Raw genomic sequence first — 22652 nt, 5'->3', positions numbered from 1 at the left:
GAAGACTATGCAACCGACTATCGTACTTTACAAAAAAGTGCCGGAAGATGTGCTGGCAATGTTGCAAGCACGTTTTTCGGTGGTGCAATTCGACGGCGTTAATGGCGACAATCGCGCTGCTTTTGTCGCGGCGTTGGCAAATGCCGAAGGGTTGATTGGTGCGAGCTTGAAAATCGATGCTGGCATCCTTGACGCAGCACCGCATTTAAAAGCCATCTCAACAATCTCGGTCGGCACCGACCAATTCGACGTAGACGATCTGACGCGGCGCGAGATTGTCTTGCTGAACACGCCCGACGTGCTCACCCAAACCACCGCCGACACCGGCTTCGCACTGATTCTTGCCACTGCACGCCGGGTGGTTGAACTGGCGGACTACGTGCGCGCCGGTCAGTGGACCGGCAGTATCGGTGAGGCATGTTTTGGCACCGACGTACAGGGAAAAACGTTGGGAATTATTGGCATGGGCCGCATCGGTGGTGCTATCGCGCGGCGTGCAGCGTGTGGTTTTGGAATGCGCGTGTTGTACACCAACCGGACACCTAACGTTGCCGCTGAACAAGCCTACGGCGCACAATTTACAGCGCTCGATGCCTTGCTTAGGACGAGTGACTTCGTTTGTATCACGGTGCCGTTAACGCCCCAGACCGAAGGTATGATTGGAGCAAGAGAACTGGCAAAGATGCCGCCCCGCGCCATTCTGGTCAATATTTCGCGTGGTACCATTATTGACGAATCGGCCCTGATCACGGCGCTGGAAAATGGGCAGCTTCGCGGTGCAGGTCTTGATGTTTTTGAGCGTGAGCCTTTATCCCCGGATTCGCCCTTGTTACGCATGAAAAATGTCGTTGCGCTGCCGCATATCGGGTCTGCTACCCATGAAACCCGCCATGCAATGGCAGTCTGCGCGGCGCAAAATTTGATTGATGCAATGGAGGGAGAATCTTCAGGGAATATGGTTAATCCGAAACGCTGAATCTTCCATGTAAAAATAAAAAATGGCGCCCATCACGTTGAGGAGGGCGCCATTTTTTTGATCTGTTCGGGTGACTTCCGAACCGCTTCGACAATTTCGCCACGCTTAACCACACCCGTCGCGGGTGCTGTTTAGCATGGCGCCTAAATTGTCTACAATGCGCTCAACGATGAGCTGTTAACCGCAGGCCTTGCCATGGTCAGCATGATAGCCCTTGGCTTTTGCATCCGCCTCTGACATGTATGCGCCAGCTTTCGTCGTGCCGTAGTACTTCGTGTTTTGGCAGTGATATACCTTGCTGCTGGTATTGGCCCACACTAAACCTGGACCGCCGCCCGCTGCGGGAGCCGCGCCTTTAGCGGGACTAGACATTCCCTTGGAAGCAGTGGCTGGGGCGGCGGCAGGAGCAGCAGGAGCAGCAGTTGCGGCAGTTGCCGCCGCTGGCGTTGCTGTTTTGGTGGCATACCAATCTTTCACCCCTTTATGACCGGAACAGGCCCCGCTTTTGGTTGCACCTGAATAATAAGTACCGTCTTTACACAAGCCGGTGCTGCCTGCGGGGGCACCGGCAGGCACCTGGGCGAAGCTTGCGGCCGAGGTTAACAAAGCCAATGCCATCGTTGCAGAGAATAGTAACGCTTTCATTTGAAGTCCTATGAAGTAAGAAATAGTTGAAATGTCATTTTTTTGTACCACCACTTTTGCCTGAAACGGCTTGGGTTTTGTTACTTATTTTGCCGGAGGGGGTTGTGGCGTGGTTGTCTGGGTTTTTTGTTCCGCGGCTTTTTTATTCGCCATGTGGTGTCCCACAGCACAACCTCCAGCTGCGCCAAGCAACGCATGGTGCCCGGCGACATGTCCGGCAACCCCACCTACCGCCGCACCCTTCAGGCAGCCTTTGGCGCTGGCAAATCCGGATGCGCCAGAGAAGGCGACTGCACAAACCAACGCTACAATGATTTTTGATCGCATGATGTTTCCTTTTCAAATGAGATGTACCAGCACAGCACTACAGAAACGCGTCTGCAAACAAACCGGTTGACCTGAAAAACTGAGACAGTCAAAAACGCGTGTTTGTACGGCAATACTTTATTGAGAAACCCGGCTTCAGGTAGTAAAAAACGGCATCACTTCGGCCATCAAAGCCTCCGGCGCTTCCTCTGGAATATAGTGGCCGCAGTCGAGTGCTTTCGCTGTAACGCTTTTGGCCAGATGCTGCCATTCGCGCAACGGATCGAAACACTTTTCGATCACGCCGTGCTTGCCCCACAGCACTAACGTGTCGCATTGAATTTTTCTGCCGTCGGCGAGATCCTTGCGTTCGTGTTCAAGATCGATACTCGCGCTGGCGCGATAATCCTCGCAAATACCGTGAACCGTAGCGGGGTCACTCAGGCAGCGCAGATATTCGGCATAGGCCTCGGTAGTAAAGGGTCCCAGGCCAGCGCTGCGCCCGCCGATGGTATGTTCCAGATAGGCTTCGGGATTCGCACTGAGCAGGGTTTCTGGAAAGGGCGCGGGTCTGATCAAAAAGAACCAATGATAGTAAGCGCTAGCAAACGCCATCGTGGTTTTTTCGTACATTGCTAACGTCGGCGCAATGTCCAGCAAAACCAATTTAAGAATCGCATCAGGATGGTCCAGCGCCATGCGGTATGCGGTGCGTCCGCCACGGTCATGGCCCATGAGTAAAAATTGCTTAAAACCCAATGTTTCCATCAAGTCGATCTGATCCTGCCCCATCGTACGTTTGGCGTAATTGCTATGATCGGCGAGTCCCACCGGCTTGCCACTGTCGCCATAACCACGCAAATCGGCAGCAATCACGGTGAAATGTTGGGCCAATTCCTCTGCCACCTTATGCCAGATCACGTGCGTTTGCGGATGCCCGTGTAATAGCAGCAAAGCTGGTCCGTTGCCGCTGCGGACATAGTTAATGTGCGTGCCGTTGACTTCGGCAGCGTGTTTTTCGAATCCTGAAAACATGGTTGGTCTCCTTTATAAGGATGTTGATTGTAGTGTGGTTTTGTTATTAATTTTTTAAAGCAATTAGTCCCCCGTGATTAAAACAGACGAGCGGGGGGAAGCCTTTTGGACGCATTCCACACCTGGCAGAATGACTTCATGATAATGTGCCTCTGAGAAAGAGGAAGCCGGGGTTAGTCGCCTGACGAATCCAGACGCACAGACGGTGCAAAGCCGTTGCTGTTTTCGTGCGCAGTTGTCGTCGTCTTCTTGTAACGCTAACCAAGAAAGTTACAAATGCCTTCCCACGTTCAAGCAAGGATCGTCGCAAACATCAACATCGTCGCAAACATCAACATCGTCGACAACCTCGCACTCCTCCATAGCCGTACCTCTGCAATCCTCGCTGCCCTGTCAATGACGTTTGATAGCGAGCAGGACGGACTTCCCCAATCAACTGTGCAAGAAGTCCTGAAGGAAGCCCAAGCCCTCCTGAAAAATGCGCAAGAGGAAGTGAGGGCACTGGATGTGTATGCTGTCGTTTAAGTGAACTTCGTGGAGCGCTATCGTACGATGGCGCTAATCTGACCAAACCGGGTGGATTTCTCCTTTGCGCTCACATGCCCCAGCTTAAACTTGCAACTTGATAAGCTGCCACCTATACTCGGCGGGTAGCAATAGCTTTAGGTGTTTTACGCGCAGTCGCGCGTAAAATTAAACGGGAAGTCGGTGCGTGCTCAGGCATTATTCCGACGCTGCCCCCGCAACGGTAAGCGAGTCAACAGTTTGCAGTACGCCACTGTGCAATGCATGGGAAGGCGCGAACTGTGAGGTCTGCCAGCAGATTTCATCTCGTCAGCCCGGATACCGGCCTAAAGTGTTATGCAGTTTGTGTCGCGGCGGGCGATTCAGATGGATTGCCTTGCCTTCTGTGCACCCGTCTTCCGTCTTGTATCACTCCCTCTTTTTTGCTGTCACGCTTTCTGCATTCTTGCTACATCTTTATGCCTTCCTGGTCGCACTCCGTTATTTTGTGGGGAGCACGCCAGTCATATCGTTGTAAGTTACAAAAGGAAGATCGTACATGTCAACGTCCTCAACTGGTCTTATTGATCACATCCCCGCCGTCGTACCCGTAGCCACCTGGAAACAGCGTGTTATCCCTGCAATGCTTAGCGCCGTCGTCGGGCTGCTGCTGGTCTATGCGATGGGTTTTTCGCACAATATGACCTTGCATAATGCGGCGCATGACGGTCGCCATTCAGCGGGCTTTCCATGTCATTGAACGGCGCAACAGCCGATAGTTTTTTAGCAATTAAACCCGGTTTCAGACGCTTCGTCTCGTCCGTGCTGTTGGCCGGATTATGTGCAGGATTGCTGCTGACAGCCGTGCAAAAAATACAAGCAACGCCGATCATCGCGCGAGCTGAAGTCTATGAGGAAGCCGCAGCAAAAGTAGCCCAAACCGCGTTGGAGAAGCCTACCACTGCGGCAATGGACATGCATGCGCGCACATTGATGGCAGACGCGCATCAGCATGAAGCAGTGGAATGGGAGCCAACCAATGGCGTCGAAAGGTCGCTGTACACCGTCATGGCAAATGTGACGATGGCAGTGGGTTTTGCGCTGCTGCTAGGCGCCGCTATTTTGTTGCGTGGTGGCATCAGTGGCTGGCGTGAGGGTTTGTTGTGGGGTATCGCCGGTTACGTCGTCGTTTTTGTAGCGCCTTCGCTTGGGCTCGCGCCGGAAGTGCCGGGAACGCAGGCGGCACCTCTTTTGGACCGTCAATTGTGGTGGACTGCGACCGCGACCCTGACCGCTATTTCTTTGGCATTGCTAGTTTTTGGCCGTCATTGGTCATTAAAACTGCTGGCCGTGGTGTTGCTTTTGGCACCGCATCTGGCCGGCGCACCAGAGCCGCAGATACACGGCGGCGCAGCGCCAGCGGAATTAGTAAGGGCTTTTATCTACGCCACCGCGATTGCAAACGGCATTTTTTGGCTTGGACTTGGCGGGGCTTTCGGCTTTTTTTACAAGCAATTAACCGACTCCAAAGGCTAAATTGAACCGAAAAAAAGCGACGGGCGAGATCATGTAATACGTAATATTACGTAATGTTTTGGGTGCTGTAACGTCCTTACAAGGACGATGAGCAGCGGAAGAAATTATGTTGATTGATTGCCATTATTCAGTCTGCAATATTAATTTCTCCTTCGTAAGCATCATCATAGACCCTCTTTGAGATAACCGCATTAGCAGTTGTAATACCCTGAAAAAAGCTTATGAGAACCCATTCCCGACACATTTTTATGTGTACCGGCCCGCGTTGTACCGAAGACGGTGTGCGTGCTGAAGCGATGTTCGGCATTCTTGGCGCGGCCATCGATGCGCGGCCTGAATTACGTGTCAAGCGCACCCGCACGCACTGCATGGTCGCTTGCAAAAATCAAGGACCGCTGGCGCTGGTATATCCGGAAGGTATCTGGTATCGCTGCGAAGACGCGGACGCTATCGAGCGCATCGTTACCGAGCATCTGGAACACGGACGCGAAGTGACCGATCTTGTGTTTCATCGACTTGGTAGCGGCGACGTGTCACCGGAGGACAACATCGATGTCTGATGCCCGCCTGCATGCACGCAGTTCAGGCATCGCCTTACTGACACACACTGCCAATGATTTGACGGTCTTGCAAAGTGCCATCGCCCAGTTACCCCAGGATTTCCCGCTGGTGACTGGTATTAATCTGCAGACCTTGGAAGACCGGCAGTTATCGGATCTGTTAGACAGTGAACTGGCCGGGGCGCGGATTATTATTTTGCGGGTGCTAGGGCGCTTGGGTGGAGTACCGGGTTTTAACGACTTGTTGCGCTATGCCCGTGAGCATGGCTGTTACCTGATCGCCATCAGTGGCACCGGGGAACCTGATCCTGAACTGGCTGCCGTCTCAACCGTCTCCTCGCACGTCGCTGAGCAAGCGTTGTCTTATTTTCACGCCGGTGGCAGCGTCAACCTGGCGCAATTGCTGCGGTATCTGGCCGATCATCTGATGTTAACCGGGTTTGGTTATTTGCCAGCACGGCCATTGCCAGAGCACGGTATCTATCATCCCGATCTGGCAGAGGGCGCGACGACGGCAGATTGGTTAGCCACGCATACGGCGCAACACAAACGCGACCGGCCTAGCGTTGGAATCGTGTTCTATCGCGCCCATTGGATGAGCGGCAATACCCGGTTTATCGATGCCATGATTGATGCGTTGGAGCAACGCGGCATGAATGTCCTGCCGGTGTTTACTTCTTCCTTACGTAGCGGCGGCAGCGGCAGTGAAGGTTCGGCTAACACCGCGACGATTCCGACCGCGCTGCGTTATTTTATAAACAGTGAAAAGAGTGAAAACTGCGACGATCGTCATCAAAAGCCGGTGCTGATTGATGTGCTGATTAATACCACCGCCTTCGCGATGGGAGAAATTACGCCGGGCGGTCCGACGCCTGCCGGTTGGTCGGTATCGGTGCTGGAACAATTGAATGTCCCCGTATTGCAAGCTATTACCAGTGGCATGACGCAAGATCAGTGGCAACAGTCTGCCCGTGGTATGAACCCGCTAGACGCCGCGATGAACGTGGTGTTGCCTGAGTTTGATGGTCGCATTATCACGGTGCCGGTATCGTTTAAAACCAAATCCGCCAACGCTGCCGGTCAGATGATGGAATATGCGCCGGTATTGGATCGCGTGGCGCGTGTGGCGGGGTTGGCCCAGCGCTTTGCGCGTCTGAAGCGGACCCCAAATACCGATAAACGTGTGGCCTTTATTTTCACCAACGCCAATAGTAAAGCGGCGCAAATCGGTAATGCGGTGGGCCTTGATGCGCCCGCATCGTTGATGTCGATCCTGCGCGCCATGCAGGCTCAAGGCTATCAGACAGGCGAAGCATTGCCGGACAGCGGCACCGCCTTGATTCACGCGTTGATCGATCGCTGTGCCTATGACAATACCTATCTGACAGAACAGCAGTTGCTGAATGCCGTGGGGCGCGTACCCGCAGCACAATATGCAGAATGGCTGGCCGATTTGCCGCAAGAAATGCAGGCGCGCATGGTGGATCAATGGGGCGCGGCCCCCGGTGCAGCGTACGTGCATGACGATCACGTAGTGCTTGCAGGAATCGAGCTCGGCAATACATTTGTCGCACTCCAGCCGCCGCGTGGTTATGGCATGGACCCGGATGCGATCTACCATCAACCGGACTTGCCGCCGACCCATCATTATTATGCGCTGTATCGCTGGTTACGTGATACCTGGCGCGCCGATGCGATCGTTCACGTGGGCAAACATGGCACCTTAGAATGGTTGCCTGGAAAAGGGGTCGGCCTGTCGCAGAATTGTTTCCCTGATGCGCTGCTGGCGGATATGCCGCTGTTTTACCCATTCATCATCAACGACCCCGGCGAGGGCGCGCAAGCCAAACGTCGTGCGCACGCGGTGGTTGTCGATCACCTGACGCCACCAATGACCACCGCCGATACCTACGGCGCACTGGCTCAGCTAACCCAACTGGTGGATGAGTATTATCAGGTTGAAGTCCTTGACCCGTCAAAGCTGCCGCTTCTGCAGCAGCAAATATGGGAACTGGTGAAACAGACCAATCTGGATACCGATTTGCAAGCCAGATTGTTGCATCACGATCATGACCACGACCACGATCATGCTGCCCACGGTCACCATCATGATCATGATGAAGAACACGATCATCCCCACGTTCACGGCGAAGGGCTTCCCGCCGCGCTCAGCACTCTGGACGGCGCCGGTGTGGCGCATCTTATCGAAGATCTGGACGGCTATCTGTGCGAACTCGGTGCAGCTCAAATCCGCGATGGCTTACATATTCTGGGTGAGCGGCCTGCCGATAATCAACTGGTAGATATGCTGATTTCGCTGGTGCGATTGCCCAATCAGGACGTGCCAGGCTTACAGGAAGAAATCGCCACCCTGTTTGGCCTCAGCATGGACATGTTGCTCGACAATAAAGGTCGCCGCCTGAATGCCGATCCGGCGCTGGGCCGTCTGGCCCAGTGCGCCATTATGACGCGTGCTGATGCGCTGGACGCGATTGATGTCTTATGCCGAAAACTATTTGCGGCGCTACAAGAAAAAGATTTTTCCATCAGCGCCATCGACGCCGTATTAACAACCCAATTTGGCAACATTGGCGGTACCGAAGCCGTCGGTCAACCGTTATTGCAGCCTACGTTGAGCGCTGGAGCGCGGCCTTTTAGCGTGCTATCTCAGGCGAAAAAATTTCAGATAAAAAGTAGCATTGCGCGTCCGCTAAAAAGCGCAGGATCTGATGCGGCACCGCAAGCGGCATCCAATCCGGCAGCTGCAGCAATATTTCCACCGTCATCGGCTGTGCGTTTCAGTGCACTGCGGCGCGTGATCGATTTCGCCTGTACGACGCTGGCGCCGAATCTGGCGCGTGCCACGGATGAAATTGATAACCTGCTTAACGGATTGAACGGCGGTTATATCCCCGCGGGTCCGAGCGGATCGCCGACGCGGGGCATGGCGCATATCTTGCCAACCGGCCGAAATTTTTATTCGGTCGATCCTCGCAGCGTTCCCTCGCAATCGGCGTGGCGCGTGGGCCAACAACTTGCCAACGAGGTGCTGGCACGACACCTGCGTGAGGCTGGGGAATATCCTGAAAGCGTTGCGATCAGCATCTGGGGCACCAGTGCAATGCGTACCCACGGTGATGATGTTGCACAGATTTTGGCTTTGCTCGGGGTGCGCCCGGTATGGCGTGCTGAAAATCGGCAAGTTACCGGCGTTGAGGTGATTCCGCTAGATCAGCTAAAACGTCCTCGGATTGACGTTACAACGCGTATCAGCGGTTTTTTTCGGGATGCATTTCCACAACTAATTACGCTGATTGATGACGCTGTCAGCGCGGTTCTGTTATTAGATGAACCGCTGACGCAAAACTTTGTCCGCAAACATTATCTCGTCGAGCTTGATAGCTGGCTTGGAAAAGGACTGGAACAAGCCGAAGCCAAACGGCGTGCGACTTATCGCATTTTTGGAGCGAAGCCGGGCAGCTATGGTGCCGGTATCTTGCAATTGATACAGGAAAAAAACTGGCAAGCCGACGCCGATTTTGCTGAAGCTTATGTGAATTGGGGCGGCTACGCCTATGGGCGCGACGCCCAGGGCGTGGATGAGCGGGATGCGTTTCGCGTGCGCTTGGCAGGCGTGCAGGTCGCGTTACACAATCAGGATAATCGCGAACACGATATTTTTGATAGCGACGATTACCTGCAATTTCACGGCGGTATGATTGCCACTATTCGCGCTCTCACCGGCACGCAACCCAAGCATTATTTCGGCGACAGCCACGACCCGGCGCGGGCGCAGGTGCGCGATCTGAAAGAAGAAACGCTGCGCGTCTTCCGTTCGCGGGTAGTAAATCCAAAATGGCTCACCAGCATCCAGCGCCATGGTTATAAAGGCGGTCTCGAATTGACCGCCACCGTTGATTATTTGTTCGGCTATGATGCCACCGCGCAGGTGATGGACGACTGGATGTATGAAGAGGTCGCCAGCACGTACGGCTTCGACCCGACCATGCAAAAATTTCTGCAAGAGGCAAACCCGTGGGCGCAAAATGCGATCGCAGAACGGCTGTTGGAAGCAGCCAGTCGCGGTATGTGGGCGGCACCGAAACCCGAAACGCTGGATGCGTTGCGTGAATTATTTCTACGTAGCGAAACCTTGCTTGAAGCGCGGGGCGAAACGCCGCGCGCCGTCGCGTCGGCTGCCGCATACCATGGACAACCATAGACACGCATGAAATTAACCCATTTTCCTTTCTCCGCCATTGTCGAGCAGCCGCAGTTAAAGACTGCGCTGCTGCTGTGCGCGATTGATCCTACCTTAGGCGGCGTGTTGATTCGCGGCGACAAAGGCACCGCCAAAAGTACCGCGGCCCGTGCTTTGCCTGCGATTCTGCCGACGATCGAGCGGAGCGTCGGGTGTGCCTTTAATTGTCGCCCCGACGAACCGTGTGAATTGTGCGACGCCTGCCTTGATGCAGCGCGCACTGTCATCGCGGCTAGTGTCCCTTTTGTGACGCTGCCGCTTGGAGCGACGGAAGATCGGGTACTCGGAACGCTAGACTTGCAACGCGCTTTGAAAGGCGAAGCACGACCCTTTCAACCCGGATTGCTGGCGTCTGCGCATCGCGGGATTCTGTATATCGATGAGGTCAATTTGCTGGCCGACCATTTGGTCGATGTTCTGCTGGACGTGGCGGCGATGGGCGTCAATTCGGTCCAACGTGAGGGCCTATCCGTCACCCATCCGGCGCGTCTGACGCTAATCGGCACCATGAATCTGGAAGAGGGCGACCTGCGGCCCCAATTGTTGGATCGTTTTGGTCTTATGGTGGAGGTGGTCGCGCCACGCGACAAGACCATTCGGGCAGAAGTGGTGCGCCGTCGGATTCGGTATGAGGCTGATCCTGTCACTTATGTCGCGCTCTGGTCAGAGCAACAAGCGGCATTGCTGGCCCAGCTGTCAGCCGCTCAAAAATTGCTCCCCACGATCCTGTTGAGCGACGCTTTGCTGGACCTGATCAGCCATCTTTGCTGCGAGTTTGAGGTAGCCAGCTTACGCGCCGACATCGTAATGCACAAGGCCGCCCGCGCACTGGCTGCGCTGGAAGGCCGCGCCAGTGTGACCCCGGATGACATTCGCCAAGCGGCGCAACTGGTATTGCCACATCGCCGTCGGCGCAAGCCCTTTGAGCAACCGGGCCTCGATCAGGATAAGCTCGATGAATTGATGCAGCAAGGGCCGCTGCCCCCAGCTCTAGAGAGCCCACCAACGGATGGACCTGCAGACGGCGCTTCAAAGTCACAGGATGGGGCTGCCGACGATCCAAGTAACGACAATGCCAACGACCACGCCAACGACAAGGCAGCAGGGGAAACTGAGCAACAACCGCAGATTTTCTCGATTGCCGCGGCGGCTAATGCGCGTCAACTAGCGGTCGCCGAGATAGAACCGCACGGCGTTGCAATAATGGCCGGTCGTCGCAGCGATGCACAAGACGCCGCGCACGGGCGAATCGTCCGCACTGTGCCCGACGCCCAGCCGCGTAGTCTGGCGATTGGGGCAACGTTGCGAACGGCTGCGATGAGAAATCCGACCGATTTTCAGGTAACGAGCGAAGATGTGCAAGGGCAGGTGCGGGTTGGCAAAACTGCCAATCTGATTCTGTTCGTGGTCGATGCTTCTGGTTCAATGGCGGCGCAGCGCCGCATGGAGGCGGTCAAGGGAGCCGTATTGTCCTTACTCACCGACGCGTATCAACGACGCGATGAAGTCGCAGTGATCGCGTTTGGCGGTCAGGTGGCACAGGTGGTATTGGCACCGACGCGCGGGGTGGATCTGGCAGAAAAAAGTTTGCGCGAACTAGCCACCGGCGGTCGCACGCCTTTGCCGCATGCTTTGCAGTTAACCTGCGAGTTACTGCAACGACGCGCACAACAAAGTACCAGTGCAACGCCATTGCTGGTCATTCTCAGTGACGGTAAAGCCAACGTTGCGTTGACTCCAGCTGGCGATGCATGGCGCGAAACCCTTGACCTCGCAGCACAGTTGGCGGCGAGCGGAACGGCGGCGCTGGTGCTGGACACGGAAGACGGCTATTTACGGTTGGGAAGAGCAGCGCAGTTGGCGCAGGCGCTGGGGGCAGAATGTCTGACGCTGGAACAACTGAGCGCTGACAATCTGGCCCTTACCATACGGGCGCGCATGCAGTAGCGAGGAGCACTCTACCAACAACTACTTGGGTTGTTTGTTCAAACGATTTATTTTGCAAGACCATGAATGTATTGAAAGATTTATTATGATTATCTGTATCGGTGCCGGTCCCGGCGACATTGGTTACCTCACACAGCGCGGCGCGGAACTGATTCGCGCTGCGGACGTGGTTGCGGGATTTGACGCGGTCGTCAATGTTATCCAGAGTATCATTCCCGCGACTGCCGAAGTCGTATTGATGAACTATCGTGACCAGGTGGCACAACTTGATCTGGTCGCTAAAGCCCATCATGAAGGCAAGCGCTGCGTAGTGGTATTTATGGGGGACATTCACTTCAGTGGTTTTCAATATCTGGAGCGGGTGGAGCGGGCTTGCGGTCATCCGGTGGAGACGTTGCCGGGCATCTCATCGGCGCAGATTCTGGCATCGCGTGCCAAAGTGTGTTTTGATGAAACCACCTTTATTACCTTCCATCGGCGCGGTGATCTGACGCCGTTCAAACGGCATCTGGTGCATGTGCTGCAAGACGCCCGCAATGCGATCGTCATTCCGTGCCCCTGGGATGCGGCCCGTTCATTTATGCCGCCGCATATCGCCACCTATTTGCTGGAGCAAGGGATCGATCCGCAACACCCCACCGAAGTATGGGAAAACCTGACGAGAGCCGAGGCAGAATGGCATGGCACCCTGGCGGAATGCGCACACAAGACCTTCAGCGACATGAGCATTATGCTGATACGAACTCTGGACCCCATGGATAGCCAGATCGAAGCGGCACCGGAGGTCAAATGACACAGGCGCGTTCTGTCTCTGCAGATTCACCTGCATCCTCCGCAAATAGCTTCGGCATCGTCATTGCCGGACATGGCAGCCGCGATCCTGATGCTGTGCAGGAATTCGAGCGTCTGGTTGCCCTGATCCGTGCGCGTGCACCGCAACACGTCATATCGCATGGCTATCTGGAGTTTTCCAGTCCGACTATCAGCGAAGCCGTAAGCGCCAATCTGGCGTTAGGCTCAACGCAGATTGCGGTGGTACCTGCCGTGTTGCTCGCCGCCCGGCACGCCAAAAATGACATGCCGGCCGAAGTATTGACGATGGCGCGTGATTATCCCGCTATCGACTTCCATTTCGGTGCGCCGATGAATTTGCATCCGCAACTGCTGCAATTAGCGCAGGAACGGATCATCGCCGCCGAAGCGACGTCCGCCCAAACCATCCGACGCGCTGACACCTGCCTGGTATTGGTAGGACGTGGTACGACCGATCCCGATGCCAATAGTGAGGTCTCAAAGTTAGCGCGGATGCTGGAAGAGGGCATGGGTTTCGGCAGTGCTGTGGTGTGTTATTCCGGCACCGCAAAGCCGCTGGTTGCGGACGGTTTACGTGCGGCAGCTCAGTTAGGCTTCGCCCGAATTGTGGTGCTGCCGTTCTTCTTGTTTGATGGCGTTCTGGTGAAGCGCATTTATGCCGCCGCAGACGACCTGCAGCAGAGCGAGCCAGATCTGGAAATATTGAAAGCTGGCTATCTCGGCGCACACGAGCATGTGGCCGATGTCATCATCGAACGTGCACGCGAGGCGGTTGCGGGGCGCGCCGACATGAACTGCAGCCTGTGCAAATACCGGGTGCAGATCGTCGGCTTCGAAGAACAAGTGGGTGAGCCGCAACGGGCGCATCACCTGCCGGTGCGTGGCTTGCTCGGAAAAAATACGCAGGTTGTGGACAGCCCGCCACCGGTGGCAATGCCGTACGTACCGCATCCAATCGAAGCCGAAAGTTTTCGCATCATCGCTGCCGGACGCGACTGGTCGCAGTTTCCTGTCGCGCATTTGACGGTGCTACAGCGTCTGGTGCATACCAGCGGCGATTTCAATGCGGTGGACGACATCTTTTTATCGCCAGGTGCGGTGGAAACCGGCATCCGTGCGCTGTTGCGCTGCAAACAAATTGTGACCGACGTCACCATGGTGCAAACCGGATTGAAACGCGCTTTACTGGAGCAACTGGGAATTGAAACCTGGTGTGGCGTGCATGATCGGGAAACCCATTTGATGTCCGCAGCGCAAGGCATCACGCGCTCGGCCGCTGGCATGCGGCGCGCGTTTGAAAAATTTGGCAACGATATCGTCCTCGCCATCGGCGATGCGCCCACCGCGATTATGGAAGTGACGCGCCTGATTCGCGAGCATGGCTGGCGCCCGCAATTGGTAATTGGATTGCCGGTAGGATTTGTCGGCACGCGGGAAAGCAAAGACGATTTGCGGCGCTGTCTGCAAGTGCCACGGATTACCAATAGCGGTACACGCGGCGGATCGCCATGGGCTGCAAGCGTCGTCAATGGTCTGATGATTGATGCGCAAAATCAGTTGGCAGGATATGTGCCCGACTGATGTCACATCGCGATCGACGGTTGAACTTGACGCTGATCGCGCCGAGTTAGATCTCTGCGTGCTGGCGCCGAATGGGCTACGGCGTGGACGTACGACCGGCAGTTGTGCAACGGCGGCCGTAACGGCAGCGTTGCGACTTTTGCTGCGCGGTGAAGAGGTACAAGAGGTTGAAGTGTTGTTGCCGGACGGGAAGCATTTTTTGATGGTACCGATCATCCGGGTTTTTTGGCTGAAATCGGCGCAACAAATTACCGTGCGCGCAGAAGTATTGAAGGATGGCGGCGACGATCCGGACAGCACGCACGGTGCGACGATCTTTGCTGAGGTGCGAAAGAATGCGATAGGGGAAGTGCGGTTTTTTGCCGGTGAGGGGGTCGGCACTGCAACCCAGCCGGGTTTGCGCGTGGCTGTGGGTGAACCAGCCATCAATCCGGTACCACGCACGATGATGCGGCAAGCGGTGGCACTGCAATTGCGCGGATTTGCAACGACTGCTGGATTTGACCTCACCATCGGCTGCGAAAACGGACTTGAAATTGCCCGTAAAACCTTCAATCCGCGCTTGGGAATTATCGGTGGAATCTCGATTTTGGGGACTTCCGGGATTGTGGAGCCGATGTCGATGGCGTCCTGGATTGCATCGATTGAAGTGTATGTGCGGGTAGCACTTGCTGGCGATGCCGACAGCGTTGCATTTCTGCCCGGAAAAATCGGACGCGAGTTCGCAAAAGATGTGCTAGGTTTGCCAGAAAAGCGAGCGGTGCAGATTGCCAACTTTCTGGGCGATTCGCTGGATTTTACCCAAACCGCACTGGAAGAAGAGGGACGTCGGCTGGCGGTGTTATGGCTAGCGGGACATCCGGGCAAGCTGGCGAAAGTGCTGGACGGTGTTTGGGATACGCATTCCAGCAAAAGCAATATGGCCATGGGCGTGGTAGCACGGGTCGCTGCAGAGCGCGGCTACCCCGCTGCTTTGGTAGCGGAACTGGCACACGCCAACACAGTAGAGGCAGCAATGGAACGATTGAAAGCTGCGTCGAATAGTGGTGACGCGCAAGCGTTGTGGATCGATATCGAGCAACGGATTGCCGCCTGCGCGCAAGCGCGAGTGCCAGCGGTGGATCGGGTCGAAGTCCGCTTATTTGATTTACATGGAAATGCATTGGGACAGCGGGATGACTGAATCCGGGATTCACGCTTCCAGCTTGAGTGCAGCAAGATTGACTGAATTAAAGGTGACTGAAATTAATAAAGAACTTAGCCCAGGGACGTTTTGGGGCGTCGGCGTTGGGCCGGGACCGTCGGGTTATCTGCCATTGGCGGCGCTGGAAGTATTACAAAAGGCAGATTTGGTCTATGCTCCGCGCGCACGCAGTGCCGATACATCGGTAGCGCTGCAATGTTTGGCCGGGATTGATCTGGGACTGGAGCCGGGTACGCCGCGCTTGCGAGAAATCGAATTTAATATGGACCCGGATCGAAATGTATTGAGTGAGCATTATGCGCAACTGGCGGACGCGATTGCCGTGGAACTGCGGGCCGGTCGCAATGTGGCGTATCTGACCATCGGGGACACCATGACTTATTCGACTTACGGTTATGTGCTGGCCGCGTTGCTGACGCGAATTCCGGATTTGACGCATCGCACTTTCCCGGGCATCACCAGTTATGCCGCTGCTGCTGCGGCGCTCGACTGGCCGTTAGGCGAAGGTAAGGAGCGAACCCTCATTTTGCCGTGTCCGGAAGATGCCGCAGCCTTGCGTCACGAAATCGATACCCATGATGTCGTGGTGCTGATGAAAGTCGGCGCACGTCTACCGTGGGTGTTGGCGTTGCTTCGTGAAATGGGCATCGCTGAACATTGCGCTTTTGCGCGGCGTATAGGTCTCTCGGGCGAGTTGCTGGCGTCCGGCCTGAACACGCTGTCGGCGACCGAGGCGATGGGATATCTGGCGACTTTATTGATACGCAAAACACCACGACAGAATAGATAGCATGGAGAATATTTAGTATGAAAGTTTATTTTATCGGTGCTGGCCCGGGCGCACCCGATTTGATCACATTACGCGGTGCCAACCTGTTGGGGAAAGTCGGGATGGTGCTGTATGCAGGATCGCTGGTCCCAACCGCCATGCTGCAACATTGTCGTGCTGACGCCGAATTGTTTGACACCGCGACGCTGGATCTTGAGCAGCAGCAGGCCTGCTATCAGCGTGCGCAGGAAAATAATTGCGATGTGGCGCGTTTGCACTCGGGCGATCCGGCGATTTATGGCGCGACCGCAGAACAGATGCGGCGGCTCGAAGCGCTCGGTATCGAATATGAAATCGTGCCCGGTGTGTCTTCATTCACGGCAGCGGCGGCGATGGTGAAAGCGGAGCTTACCAAGCCTGAAGTATCGCAAACCGTGATTCTGACGCGGGTATCGGGGCGCGCTTCAGCGGTGCCGGAGGCAGAAGCGATTGCTAAGCTGGCAGAGCATCAGGCCACGATGTGTATATTTTTGTCAGGTCCCCATCTGAAAAAAATTGTCACCGATTTACGCTTGCATTATCCTGCCGACACACCAGTCAAATTGGTCTATCGCGCAACCTGGCCAGAACAGAAAATCTACGAGGGAACACTTGCCACTGTGCTGGCAGAGACCAAACGTGGAAGCTGGAACTTGACCACGATGATGTTGGTAGGCGCGGCTTTGGATCATGGCGAGCAGGTTGAATCGAGTTTGTATTCGAAGGAATTTACCCATCTTTTCCGGGTAGTGAAAAAGGAAAAAAAGAAGACTGAAAAGAAGGTTGAAAAGACGGCTAAAACTCTGGTTGAAACTAAGGTCACCGTTGAATAAGCTTGTCGATCATGGCTTAGGTATCTGGCCGGTACGCGCAGAGGCCGGACCACTGGCGGGGCTATTGCAGTCTCATCTCGGCGGTACTTGTTATCAGCCCTGGATGATGAACACGGAGAGTCAACCAATCGGTCAGAAAGCCAGGTTCGCAGCGCATTATCGCCAGCATCGACAATGGCTGATTCTAGGCGCGACAGGAATCGCTGTGAGGTTCCTGGACGGATTACCGCAAGACAAGTTAAGCGACCCTGCGGTCGTTGTCGTGGATGAGGCCGGACGATTCGCAATATCGTTGTTGGCCGGTCATGAAGGCGGAGCTAATCAACTCGCTTATCAGGTCGCAGCCGTGATCGGCGCGGTGCCTGTCATTACGACCGCAACGGAGGCGATCAAGCCGCTTGTGGTCGGCATCGGCTGTCGCAAAGGTGTCTCGGTGGAACAGATATCCGATGCCATATTAGCCGCATTGGGGGAACGAAATCTGACCGAAGTAAGAGAAATTGCGACCGTAGATCTGAAAGCGAATGAACTGGGGTTGCTGGCATTTTGTCAGCAGCACGCGTTGCCATTGCGAATATTTTCGCATGCCACCGTTGCAGCCAGAGCCTGGCGCGGCGCGGTTACGCAACCTTCAGCGTGGGTGCAGCAAAATGTCGGCCTGGATGGTGTGTGCGAGCCTTGCGCGCTGATTGCCGCGCCACGCGGTGTGTTGATAGTGCAGAAGACGGCGCTCAATGGCGTGGCGGTAGCGGTAGTACAAGACCTATTAATAGAGATAAAAAAAAGCGAAAGTGCAGGATTAGAAATATGACGGGTGTATTGAATTTGGTATCGGTTGGACCGGGCTTTGCCGATCTGATCATTCCGCGGGCCGAAGCGGCGCTGCGTGAAAGTAGCGTCATCGTTGCCTATGAGTTGTATTTGCGCTGGATCGCTCCGTGGATCGTGGGTAAGGAAATTCACACGCCACCGCTGACCCAGGAACGTGAGCGGGCATTGCTGGCAATCGAAAAGGCGCGTACGGGTGCGACGGTGGCATTGATTTCCAGTGGCGATATTGGGATTTATGCGATGGCCGCGCTGGCCTATGATGAAATCCGTGAAGACGATACTTTTATCGTCAACGTCATTCCCGGTGTGACCTCTGCTAACGCCTGTGCATCATTATTAGGTTCGCCGCTTTCTCATGATTTTGCGACGTTAAGTTTGTCGGACCTGCTGTGTCCTTGGGATTGGATCGAGCAGCGCGCAAGCCACATCGCGCAGGCCGATCTGGCGTGTGTGTTGTATAACGTGCAAAGTGCAGGGCGGCAGGAAGGGGTTTATCGCATCCTTCACCTGATGCTGGAACATAAGTCGCCGTCAACGCTATGCGGGGTAGTGAAAAATGCTTATCGACCGGGACAGGAAGTCGCCATTTATTCGCTCGAGGAGTTGTTGACCTTAAAGTTCGACATGTTGACGACGATCGTGATCGGTAATCGATTTACCCAGCGCAAGCGCGGGCAAATATTTACTCCGCGCGGATATAACGACTGGCATGCACCGGAAACCGAGAGCGTTAAGGATAGCGCCCATGATGGCAAGGTAGATTTCCCTGCGGAGGCGACGTGGGTGTTTTCCGGCACCAGCGACGGCAACGCGTTGGCAGGTCTGTTGGCGACTGATGGCAAACCAGTGGTGGTTTCTGCTGCGACTGAATACGGCGGCGAGATTGCGCTGCAAGATTGTCCCGGATTGACGGTCTGGGCCGGCCGGCAAGGCGTGGAAGCGCGGCGGCAAGCGCTGATTAAGAGTCGCGCCAGGGTGTTGGTGGATGCAACCCATCCGTATGCCAATCTAATCTCCGAGCAGTTGATGCGTCTGTCGCAAGAACTGGGGATTCCTTATCTGCGGTATGAGCGTCCGGGAAGTGCAGCAATTTCAGAGACAGCTACGCTGTGTGCAACGATGGCTGAGGCAGTCGAGCGCGCCATGAAAATTGGCAAGAGGATTTTTCTGGCGACTGGCTCCAAAGATCTGAGCAGCTTTTTACAAGCGCCGGGAGCGCAGCAACTGCAATGGTTTGCCCGTGTCACACCGGAACCGGAAACAATCCAGCGGGCGGTAGATTTCGGCTTGCCGCGCGCCCACATCTGTGCGATGCAAGGGCCATTTTCGCAAGATTTCAATCAGGCCTTGTGGCGTGACTGGGGCATCGATTGTATCGTCACCAAAGAGTCGGGGGAAGCGGGTGGCTATCAGGCCAAGGTGGACGCCGCAGCTGCGCTGGGTATTCCGTTGCTGGTGGTGAAGCGTCCGCAGATGTCTTATCCAGTCGTGGCGACGACCTTCGAAGCAGTACGAGCGCAGCTTCAGCGCTGGGATTTGCAATGATTAGTCTTCATGCAAACGCACCCAGGCACGCCATAAGGAAGCCGTGATGCAGACACCGATCCCTGTCACCATTGTCACCGGCTTTCTAGGCTCTGGAAAAACCACGTTATTGAGTGGCCTGGTGAAGCGTCGTCAACGTCGTCGACTGGCCCTGCTAATTAACGAATTCGGTGAGATGGCGGTGGATGGGGCCTTGATACGCGACGTTGCCGATGACGGTGCTGATGCCCATATCCGCATTCATGACTTTGCACACGGCTTGATCGCCTATGGCAACGACGCGCAATTCATTCCCGCGATGTTGAAGATCGCCGAGCGCCGCGCCAGCGTGGATCATGTGCTCATCGAAACTTCCGGTCTGGCATTACCGACGGCTGTAATGGCGTTGTTGCAAGGGCCGGAACTGGTGGCGGCATTTGTGCTGGATGCGACGTTGGCAGTAGTTGACACGCCGTTATTACTGGATGATGCGTTTGAACATGGGGCAGATCAGAAAGCTTCCACCACAATCGGTGCGCCACACAGCGATCCATCCATTGAATCAGCCACGGCGTCGATTGCGAAGCTGTTCGATCAGCAGCTGGCTTACGCTGATGTGGTGGTGCTGAACAAAATCGACGGATTAGACGAGAGCGCCTTATTGGTGGCAGAAAACCGCGTACGCGCCCGTGCACCTAATGTGCGGTTTCTAGAGCTCGCTTTCAACGCCCAACTCGACGTTCGACTCGCGTTAGGTTTGCGCTTGCATCAAGCCAAAGAATTGGCGCATAGCCACACCTACACACCAGTTGATCGTTTAACTGGGGTGGATGGCGCTGTTTTGCCCTATCAGAATACGCTCAACGGGCACGTGCATTCTGGTATGGCGGCACATAGTCACGGGCTAGCTACGCACAAGCATTTTCACGAGCAAGATCCGGGCTGGATGTCGTTCACGCTGCGCAGTGCGTCCGAGCAGTCGGTCGATCAGTTGAAGTCGGCGGTAATCACGGTGTCACGTATTGCGCCGGTGTTGCGCTGCAAAGGTTTTATTCGGAGCAATCAAATTGGTCGCGCTTTGCTAGTGCAAGGCGTGCGCACCCGGGTCAGCATTACGGAAATGGCAGATGTCGGTGCAGATATCGACAACGGAAACGTTTTACGCTCTGCGCCGCAATCCGAATTGGTATTCATCGGCTATCACTTGCGTCGCTCACAGGTTGCGACAATGTTGTCGGAGCTGACCGGCACCATTTGGAAATAATATTATTAGCGGCATAAAACCCCAGCATCAAACCATTGCATCAAACATGGACGAAGAAAATATGAAGACGGATGAAGAATCACATAAACGCATGACGCAGCGGCATAAAGAGGGCTTTGAGAAAAAGAAAGCCGCCGCCCAAAAAGAAAAAGGTCTGTTAATCGTCAACACCGGCACCGGCAAGGGAAAATCCACTGCCGCTTTCGGCATGGGTATGCGCATCCTGGGTCACGGTATGAAGCTGGGTGTGGTGCAATTTATCAAAGGCGCACTGGAAAGCGCCGAGCGCACTATTTTGGGTGGACATGAACACTGCGATTTCCATGTGGTCGGACACGGCTATACGTGGGATACACAAGATCGTGATGCTGACATGAAAACCGCGGCGGTCGGTTGGGCCGAAGCGGTGCGGATGATACAAGATCCCTCGTATGACATGGTGATTCTGGATGAACTGAATATTGTGCTGCGCTATCAGTATCTGGAACTGGCCGAAGTGCTGGAAGTATTTGCCGGGCGGCGCGAGATGTTGCACATTGTCGTCACCGGACGACATGCGTCGGATGCGTTGATTGAGGCTGCCGATCTGGTAACAGAATTCCGTCCCGTAAAACATCCGTATCAGACGCAGGGAATCAAGGCGCAAAAAGGGGTGGAGTTTTAATATGTTGGAATCGGAAGCTGGCGATCTGAGCGCATCCCCTCGCGTACCCGCGTTATTTATCAGCGCCCCTGCTTCGCATCACGGCAAAACCACCGTGACCGCGGCGCTGGCCCGGTATCACGCGGCACGTGGTTTACGCGTGCGCGTGTTTAAGACCGGTCCGGACTTTCTTGACCCGATGTTACTGTCGCATGCGTCCGGAGGCGTGCATCCTGCCTATCAGCTTGATCTCTGGCTCGCAGGTGCGCAAGCTTGCCAGCAGATGGTCTGTGACGCCGCCCAAGACGCTGATCTGATACTGATTGAGGGTGTGATGGGTTTGTTCGATGGTCAGCCCAGCAGCGCGGATTTAGCCGTTCTGCTTGGCGTCCCGGTATTGGCGGTGATCGACGCCAGCGGCATGGCCCAGACCTTTGGTGCGGTGGCGTATGGGTTGGCGAACTTTCGACGCGATGTGCCGTTTGCTGGCGTGCTGGCAAATTCCGTCGCCAGTGCGCGCCATGCCGAGATGTTGCAGGAGGGGTTGCGGCCGGATCTGAAATTACATTATTTCGGCGCTTTGATGCGGGCGAATAGCGCAGCGCTACCGGAGCGGCATCTGGGATTGGTGCAAGCCGCTGAAGTAGCTGATCTGGACGCCCGACTTGATCACGTAGCAACGGCGATAGGACAAACCAGACTGGCGCAATTGCCGCCCGCGGTCACATTCCGGCGACCTGACGCTGATCTGCCTTGTCTGCCCTATCTGCGATCCATGCCTGCCTTATTGTCGGGCGTACGCATCGGTATTGCGCGTGATGCTGCATTTTCTTTCCTCTATCCGGCCAATCTGGATTGTCTGCGTGCGATGGGGGCAATGTTGTACTTTTTCTCACCGCTGGTCGATAAAGAGTTACCTGATATAGATAGCCTCTATTTCCCCGGCGGCTATCCGGAACTTCATCTGCAAACACTGCAGGACAACCAGTCCATGAAGGTGGCGCTCAGAAAACATGCAAGCGCTAAGCCGATCTTTGCGGAATGTGGTGGCATGTTGTATTTGCTGGAATCGCTGACTGATAAAGCCGGGCAGCGGGGCGAGATGAGTGGTTGTTTAGCGGGACACGCTGTAATGCAGGGACGGCTGCAAGGGTTGGGATATCAGTCCGCACCAATGCCGGGCGGCGTATTGCGCGCACATACCTTCCATCATTCATTGATTGAGACGACGATGACGCCGTTTGCCAGCGGCGAACGGCTCCACAACACATCCGCTGGCGAAAAAATATTTCAGCAGGCCCGCACCATCGCCAGTTATTTACATTGTTATTTCCCGTCCAACCCTGCTGCAGCCGCGCAGCTTTTTTTGCCATAAATGTCT

At 55.2% G+C, this 22652-nt stretch carries 20 protein-coding genes and 1 riboswitch; of the genes, 17 read left to right on the top strand and 3 right to left on the bottom strand.

Annotated elements, in window-relative coordinates:
• Window positions 1-7: 7 nt before the first annotated feature.
• Complete coding sequence (locus JQN73_RS08210; protein WP_205322586.1) at window positions 8-976, top strand: D-glycerate dehydrogenase; 969 nt, start codon at window positions 8-10, stop codon at window positions 974-976.
• Window positions 977-1153: 177 nt separating this feature from the next.
• Here the strand turns inward: JQN73_RS08210 and JQN73_RS08205 are convergent, their stop codons facing one another.
• The 3 genes from JQN73_RS08205 to JQN73_RS08195 form a co-directional block, all read right to left on the bottom strand.
• A complete protein-coding gene (locus tag JQN73_RS08205) occupies window positions 1154-1621 on the bottom strand; it encodes a DUF3761 domain-containing protein (protein WP_205322585.1) in 468 nt (155 codons plus the stop codon).
• Window positions 1622-1705: 84 nt separating this feature from the next.
• The gene (locus JQN73_RS08200; RefSeq protein ID WP_205322584.1) at window positions 1706-1948 is read right to left on the bottom strand and encodes a hypothetical protein; all 243 of its coding nucleotides are present in this window, start codon (window positions 1946-1948) and stop codon (window positions 1706-1708) included.
• 135 nt (window positions 1949-2083) lie between these two features.
• Window positions 2084-2962: an alpha/beta fold hydrolase gene (locus JQN73_RS08195; protein ID WP_205322583.1), complete on the bottom strand. Its 879-nt coding sequence runs from the start codon at window positions 2960-2962 to the stop codon at window positions 2084-2086.
• A gap of 276 nt (window positions 2963-3238) precedes the next feature.
• Here JQN73_RS08195 and JQN73_RS08190 point away from each other — a divergent pair, with 276 nt between their 5' ends.
• The 16 genes from JQN73_RS08190 to JQN73_RS08115 all read left to right on the top strand — a co-directional run bounded on the left by JQN73_RS08190 (window position 3239) and on the right by JQN73_RS08115 (window position 22646).
• Window positions 3239-3487: a hypothetical protein gene (locus JQN73_RS08190; RefSeq protein ID WP_205322582.1), complete on the top strand. Its 249-nt coding sequence runs from the start codon at window positions 3239-3241 to the stop codon at window positions 3485-3487.
• Window positions 3488-3609: 122 nt separating this feature from the next.
• Window positions 3610-3832: riboswitch (cobalamin riboswitch) on the top strand.
• Window positions 3833-4025: 193 nt separating this feature from the next.
• Window positions 4026-4226, top strand: coding sequence for a CbtB domain-containing protein (locus tag JQN73_RS22765; protein ID WP_205322581.1), 201 nt, complete (start codon window positions 4026-4028; stop codon window positions 4224-4226).
• Window positions 4217-5002, top strand: coding sequence for a CbtA family protein (locus JQN73_RS08180; RefSeq protein WP_205322580.1), 786 nt, complete (start codon window positions 4217-4219; stop codon window positions 5000-5002). Before JQN73_RS22765 ends, JQN73_RS08180 begins: the two co-directional genes overlap by 10 nt.
• Window positions 5003-5223: 221 nt before the next feature.
• The gene (locus tag JQN73_RS08175) at window positions 5224-5562 is read left to right on the top strand and encodes a ferredoxin (protein ID WP_205322579.1); all 339 of its coding nucleotides are present in this window, start codon (window positions 5224-5226) and stop codon (window positions 5560-5562) included.
• A complete protein-coding gene (locus tag JQN73_RS08170; RefSeq protein ID WP_205322578.1) occupies window positions 5555-9784 on the top strand; it encodes a cobaltochelatase subunit CobN in 4230 nt (1409 codons plus the stop codon). Before JQN73_RS08175 ends, JQN73_RS08170 begins: the two co-directional genes overlap by 8 nt.
• Before the next feature lie 6 nt (window positions 9785-9790).
• A complete protein-coding gene (locus JQN73_RS08165) occupies window positions 9791-11770 on the top strand; it encodes a magnesium chelatase subunit D family protein (protein ID WP_205322577.1) in 1980 nt (659 codons plus the stop codon).
• A gap of 85 nt (window positions 11771-11855) precedes the next feature.
• Entirely contained in the window at window positions 11856-12563 is a 708-nt protein-coding gene (locus tag JQN73_RS08160) for a cobalt-precorrin-7 (C(5))-methyltransferase (protein ID WP_205322576.1), read from the top strand.
• On the top strand, window positions 12560-14164 hold the full coding sequence (locus tag JQN73_RS08155) for a precorrin-8X methylmutase (RefSeq protein ID WP_205322575.1): 1605 nt from the start codon (window positions 12560-12562) through the stop codon (window positions 14162-14164). The genes JQN73_RS08160 and JQN73_RS08155 overlap by 4 nt, the downstream gene beginning before the upstream one ends.
• A complete protein-coding gene (gene cbiD / locus JQN73_RS08150) occupies window positions 14151-15347 on the top strand; it encodes a cobalt-precorrin-5B (C(1))-methyltransferase CbiD (protein WP_205323261.1) in 1197 nt (398 codons plus the stop codon). Before JQN73_RS08155 ends, cbiD begins: the two co-directional genes overlap by 14 nt.
• Window positions 15340-16158 (top strand): precorrin-2 C(20)-methyltransferase, encoded by an 819-nt coding sequence (gene cobI, locus JQN73_RS08145; protein ID WP_205322574.1) that lies wholly within the window; start codon window positions 15340-15342, stop codon window positions 16156-16158. Before cbiD ends, cobI begins: the two co-directional genes overlap by 8 nt.
• Window positions 16159-16175: 17 nt before the next feature.
• On the top strand, window positions 16176-17009 hold the full coding sequence (gene cobM, locus JQN73_RS08140; RefSeq protein WP_205322573.1) for a precorrin-4 C(11)-methyltransferase: 834 nt from the start codon (window positions 16176-16178) through the stop codon (window positions 17007-17009).
• On the top strand, window positions 17002-17820 hold the full coding sequence (locus JQN73_RS08135) for a cobalamin biosynthesis protein (RefSeq protein ID WP_240162477.1): 819 nt from the start codon (window positions 17002-17004) through the stop codon (window positions 17818-17820). Before cobM ends, JQN73_RS08135 begins: the two co-directional genes overlap by 8 nt.
• Complete coding sequence (gene cobJ / locus JQN73_RS08130) at window positions 17817-19385, top strand: precorrin-3B C(17)-methyltransferase (protein ID WP_205322572.1); 1569 nt, start codon at window positions 17817-17819, stop codon at window positions 19383-19385. The genes JQN73_RS08135 and cobJ overlap by 4 nt, the downstream gene beginning before the upstream one ends.
• Window positions 19386-19431: 46 nt before the next feature.
• Window positions 19432-20628, top strand: a complete 1197-nt coding sequence (locus JQN73_RS08125; protein WP_205322571.1) for a GTP-binding protein — start codon at window positions 19432-19434, stop codon at window positions 20626-20628.
• A gap of 61 nt (window positions 20629-20689) precedes the next feature.
• Complete coding sequence (gene cobO, locus JQN73_RS08120) at window positions 20690-21292, top strand: cob(I)yrinic acid a,c-diamide adenosyltransferase (protein ID WP_205323259.1); 603 nt, start codon at window positions 20690-20692, stop codon at window positions 21290-21292.
• A gap of 1 nt (window position 21293) precedes the next feature.
• The gene (locus JQN73_RS08115) at window positions 21294-22646 is read left to right on the top strand and encodes a cobyrinate a,c-diamide synthase (RefSeq protein WP_205322570.1); all 1353 of its coding nucleotides are present in this window, start codon (window positions 21294-21296) and stop codon (window positions 22644-22646) included.
• The last annotated feature ends 6 nt before the right edge of the window (window positions 22647-22652 follow it).

Origin of the sequence: Glaciimonas sp. PAMC28666, from assembly GCF_016917355.1 — a bacterium.
GTDB lineage: Bacteria > Pseudomonadota > Gammaproteobacteria > Burkholderiales > Burkholderiaceae_D > Glaciimonas.
Note: the sequence above shows the minus strand (reverse complement) of the source record. Positions and strands in the feature narration are given on the sequence as shown.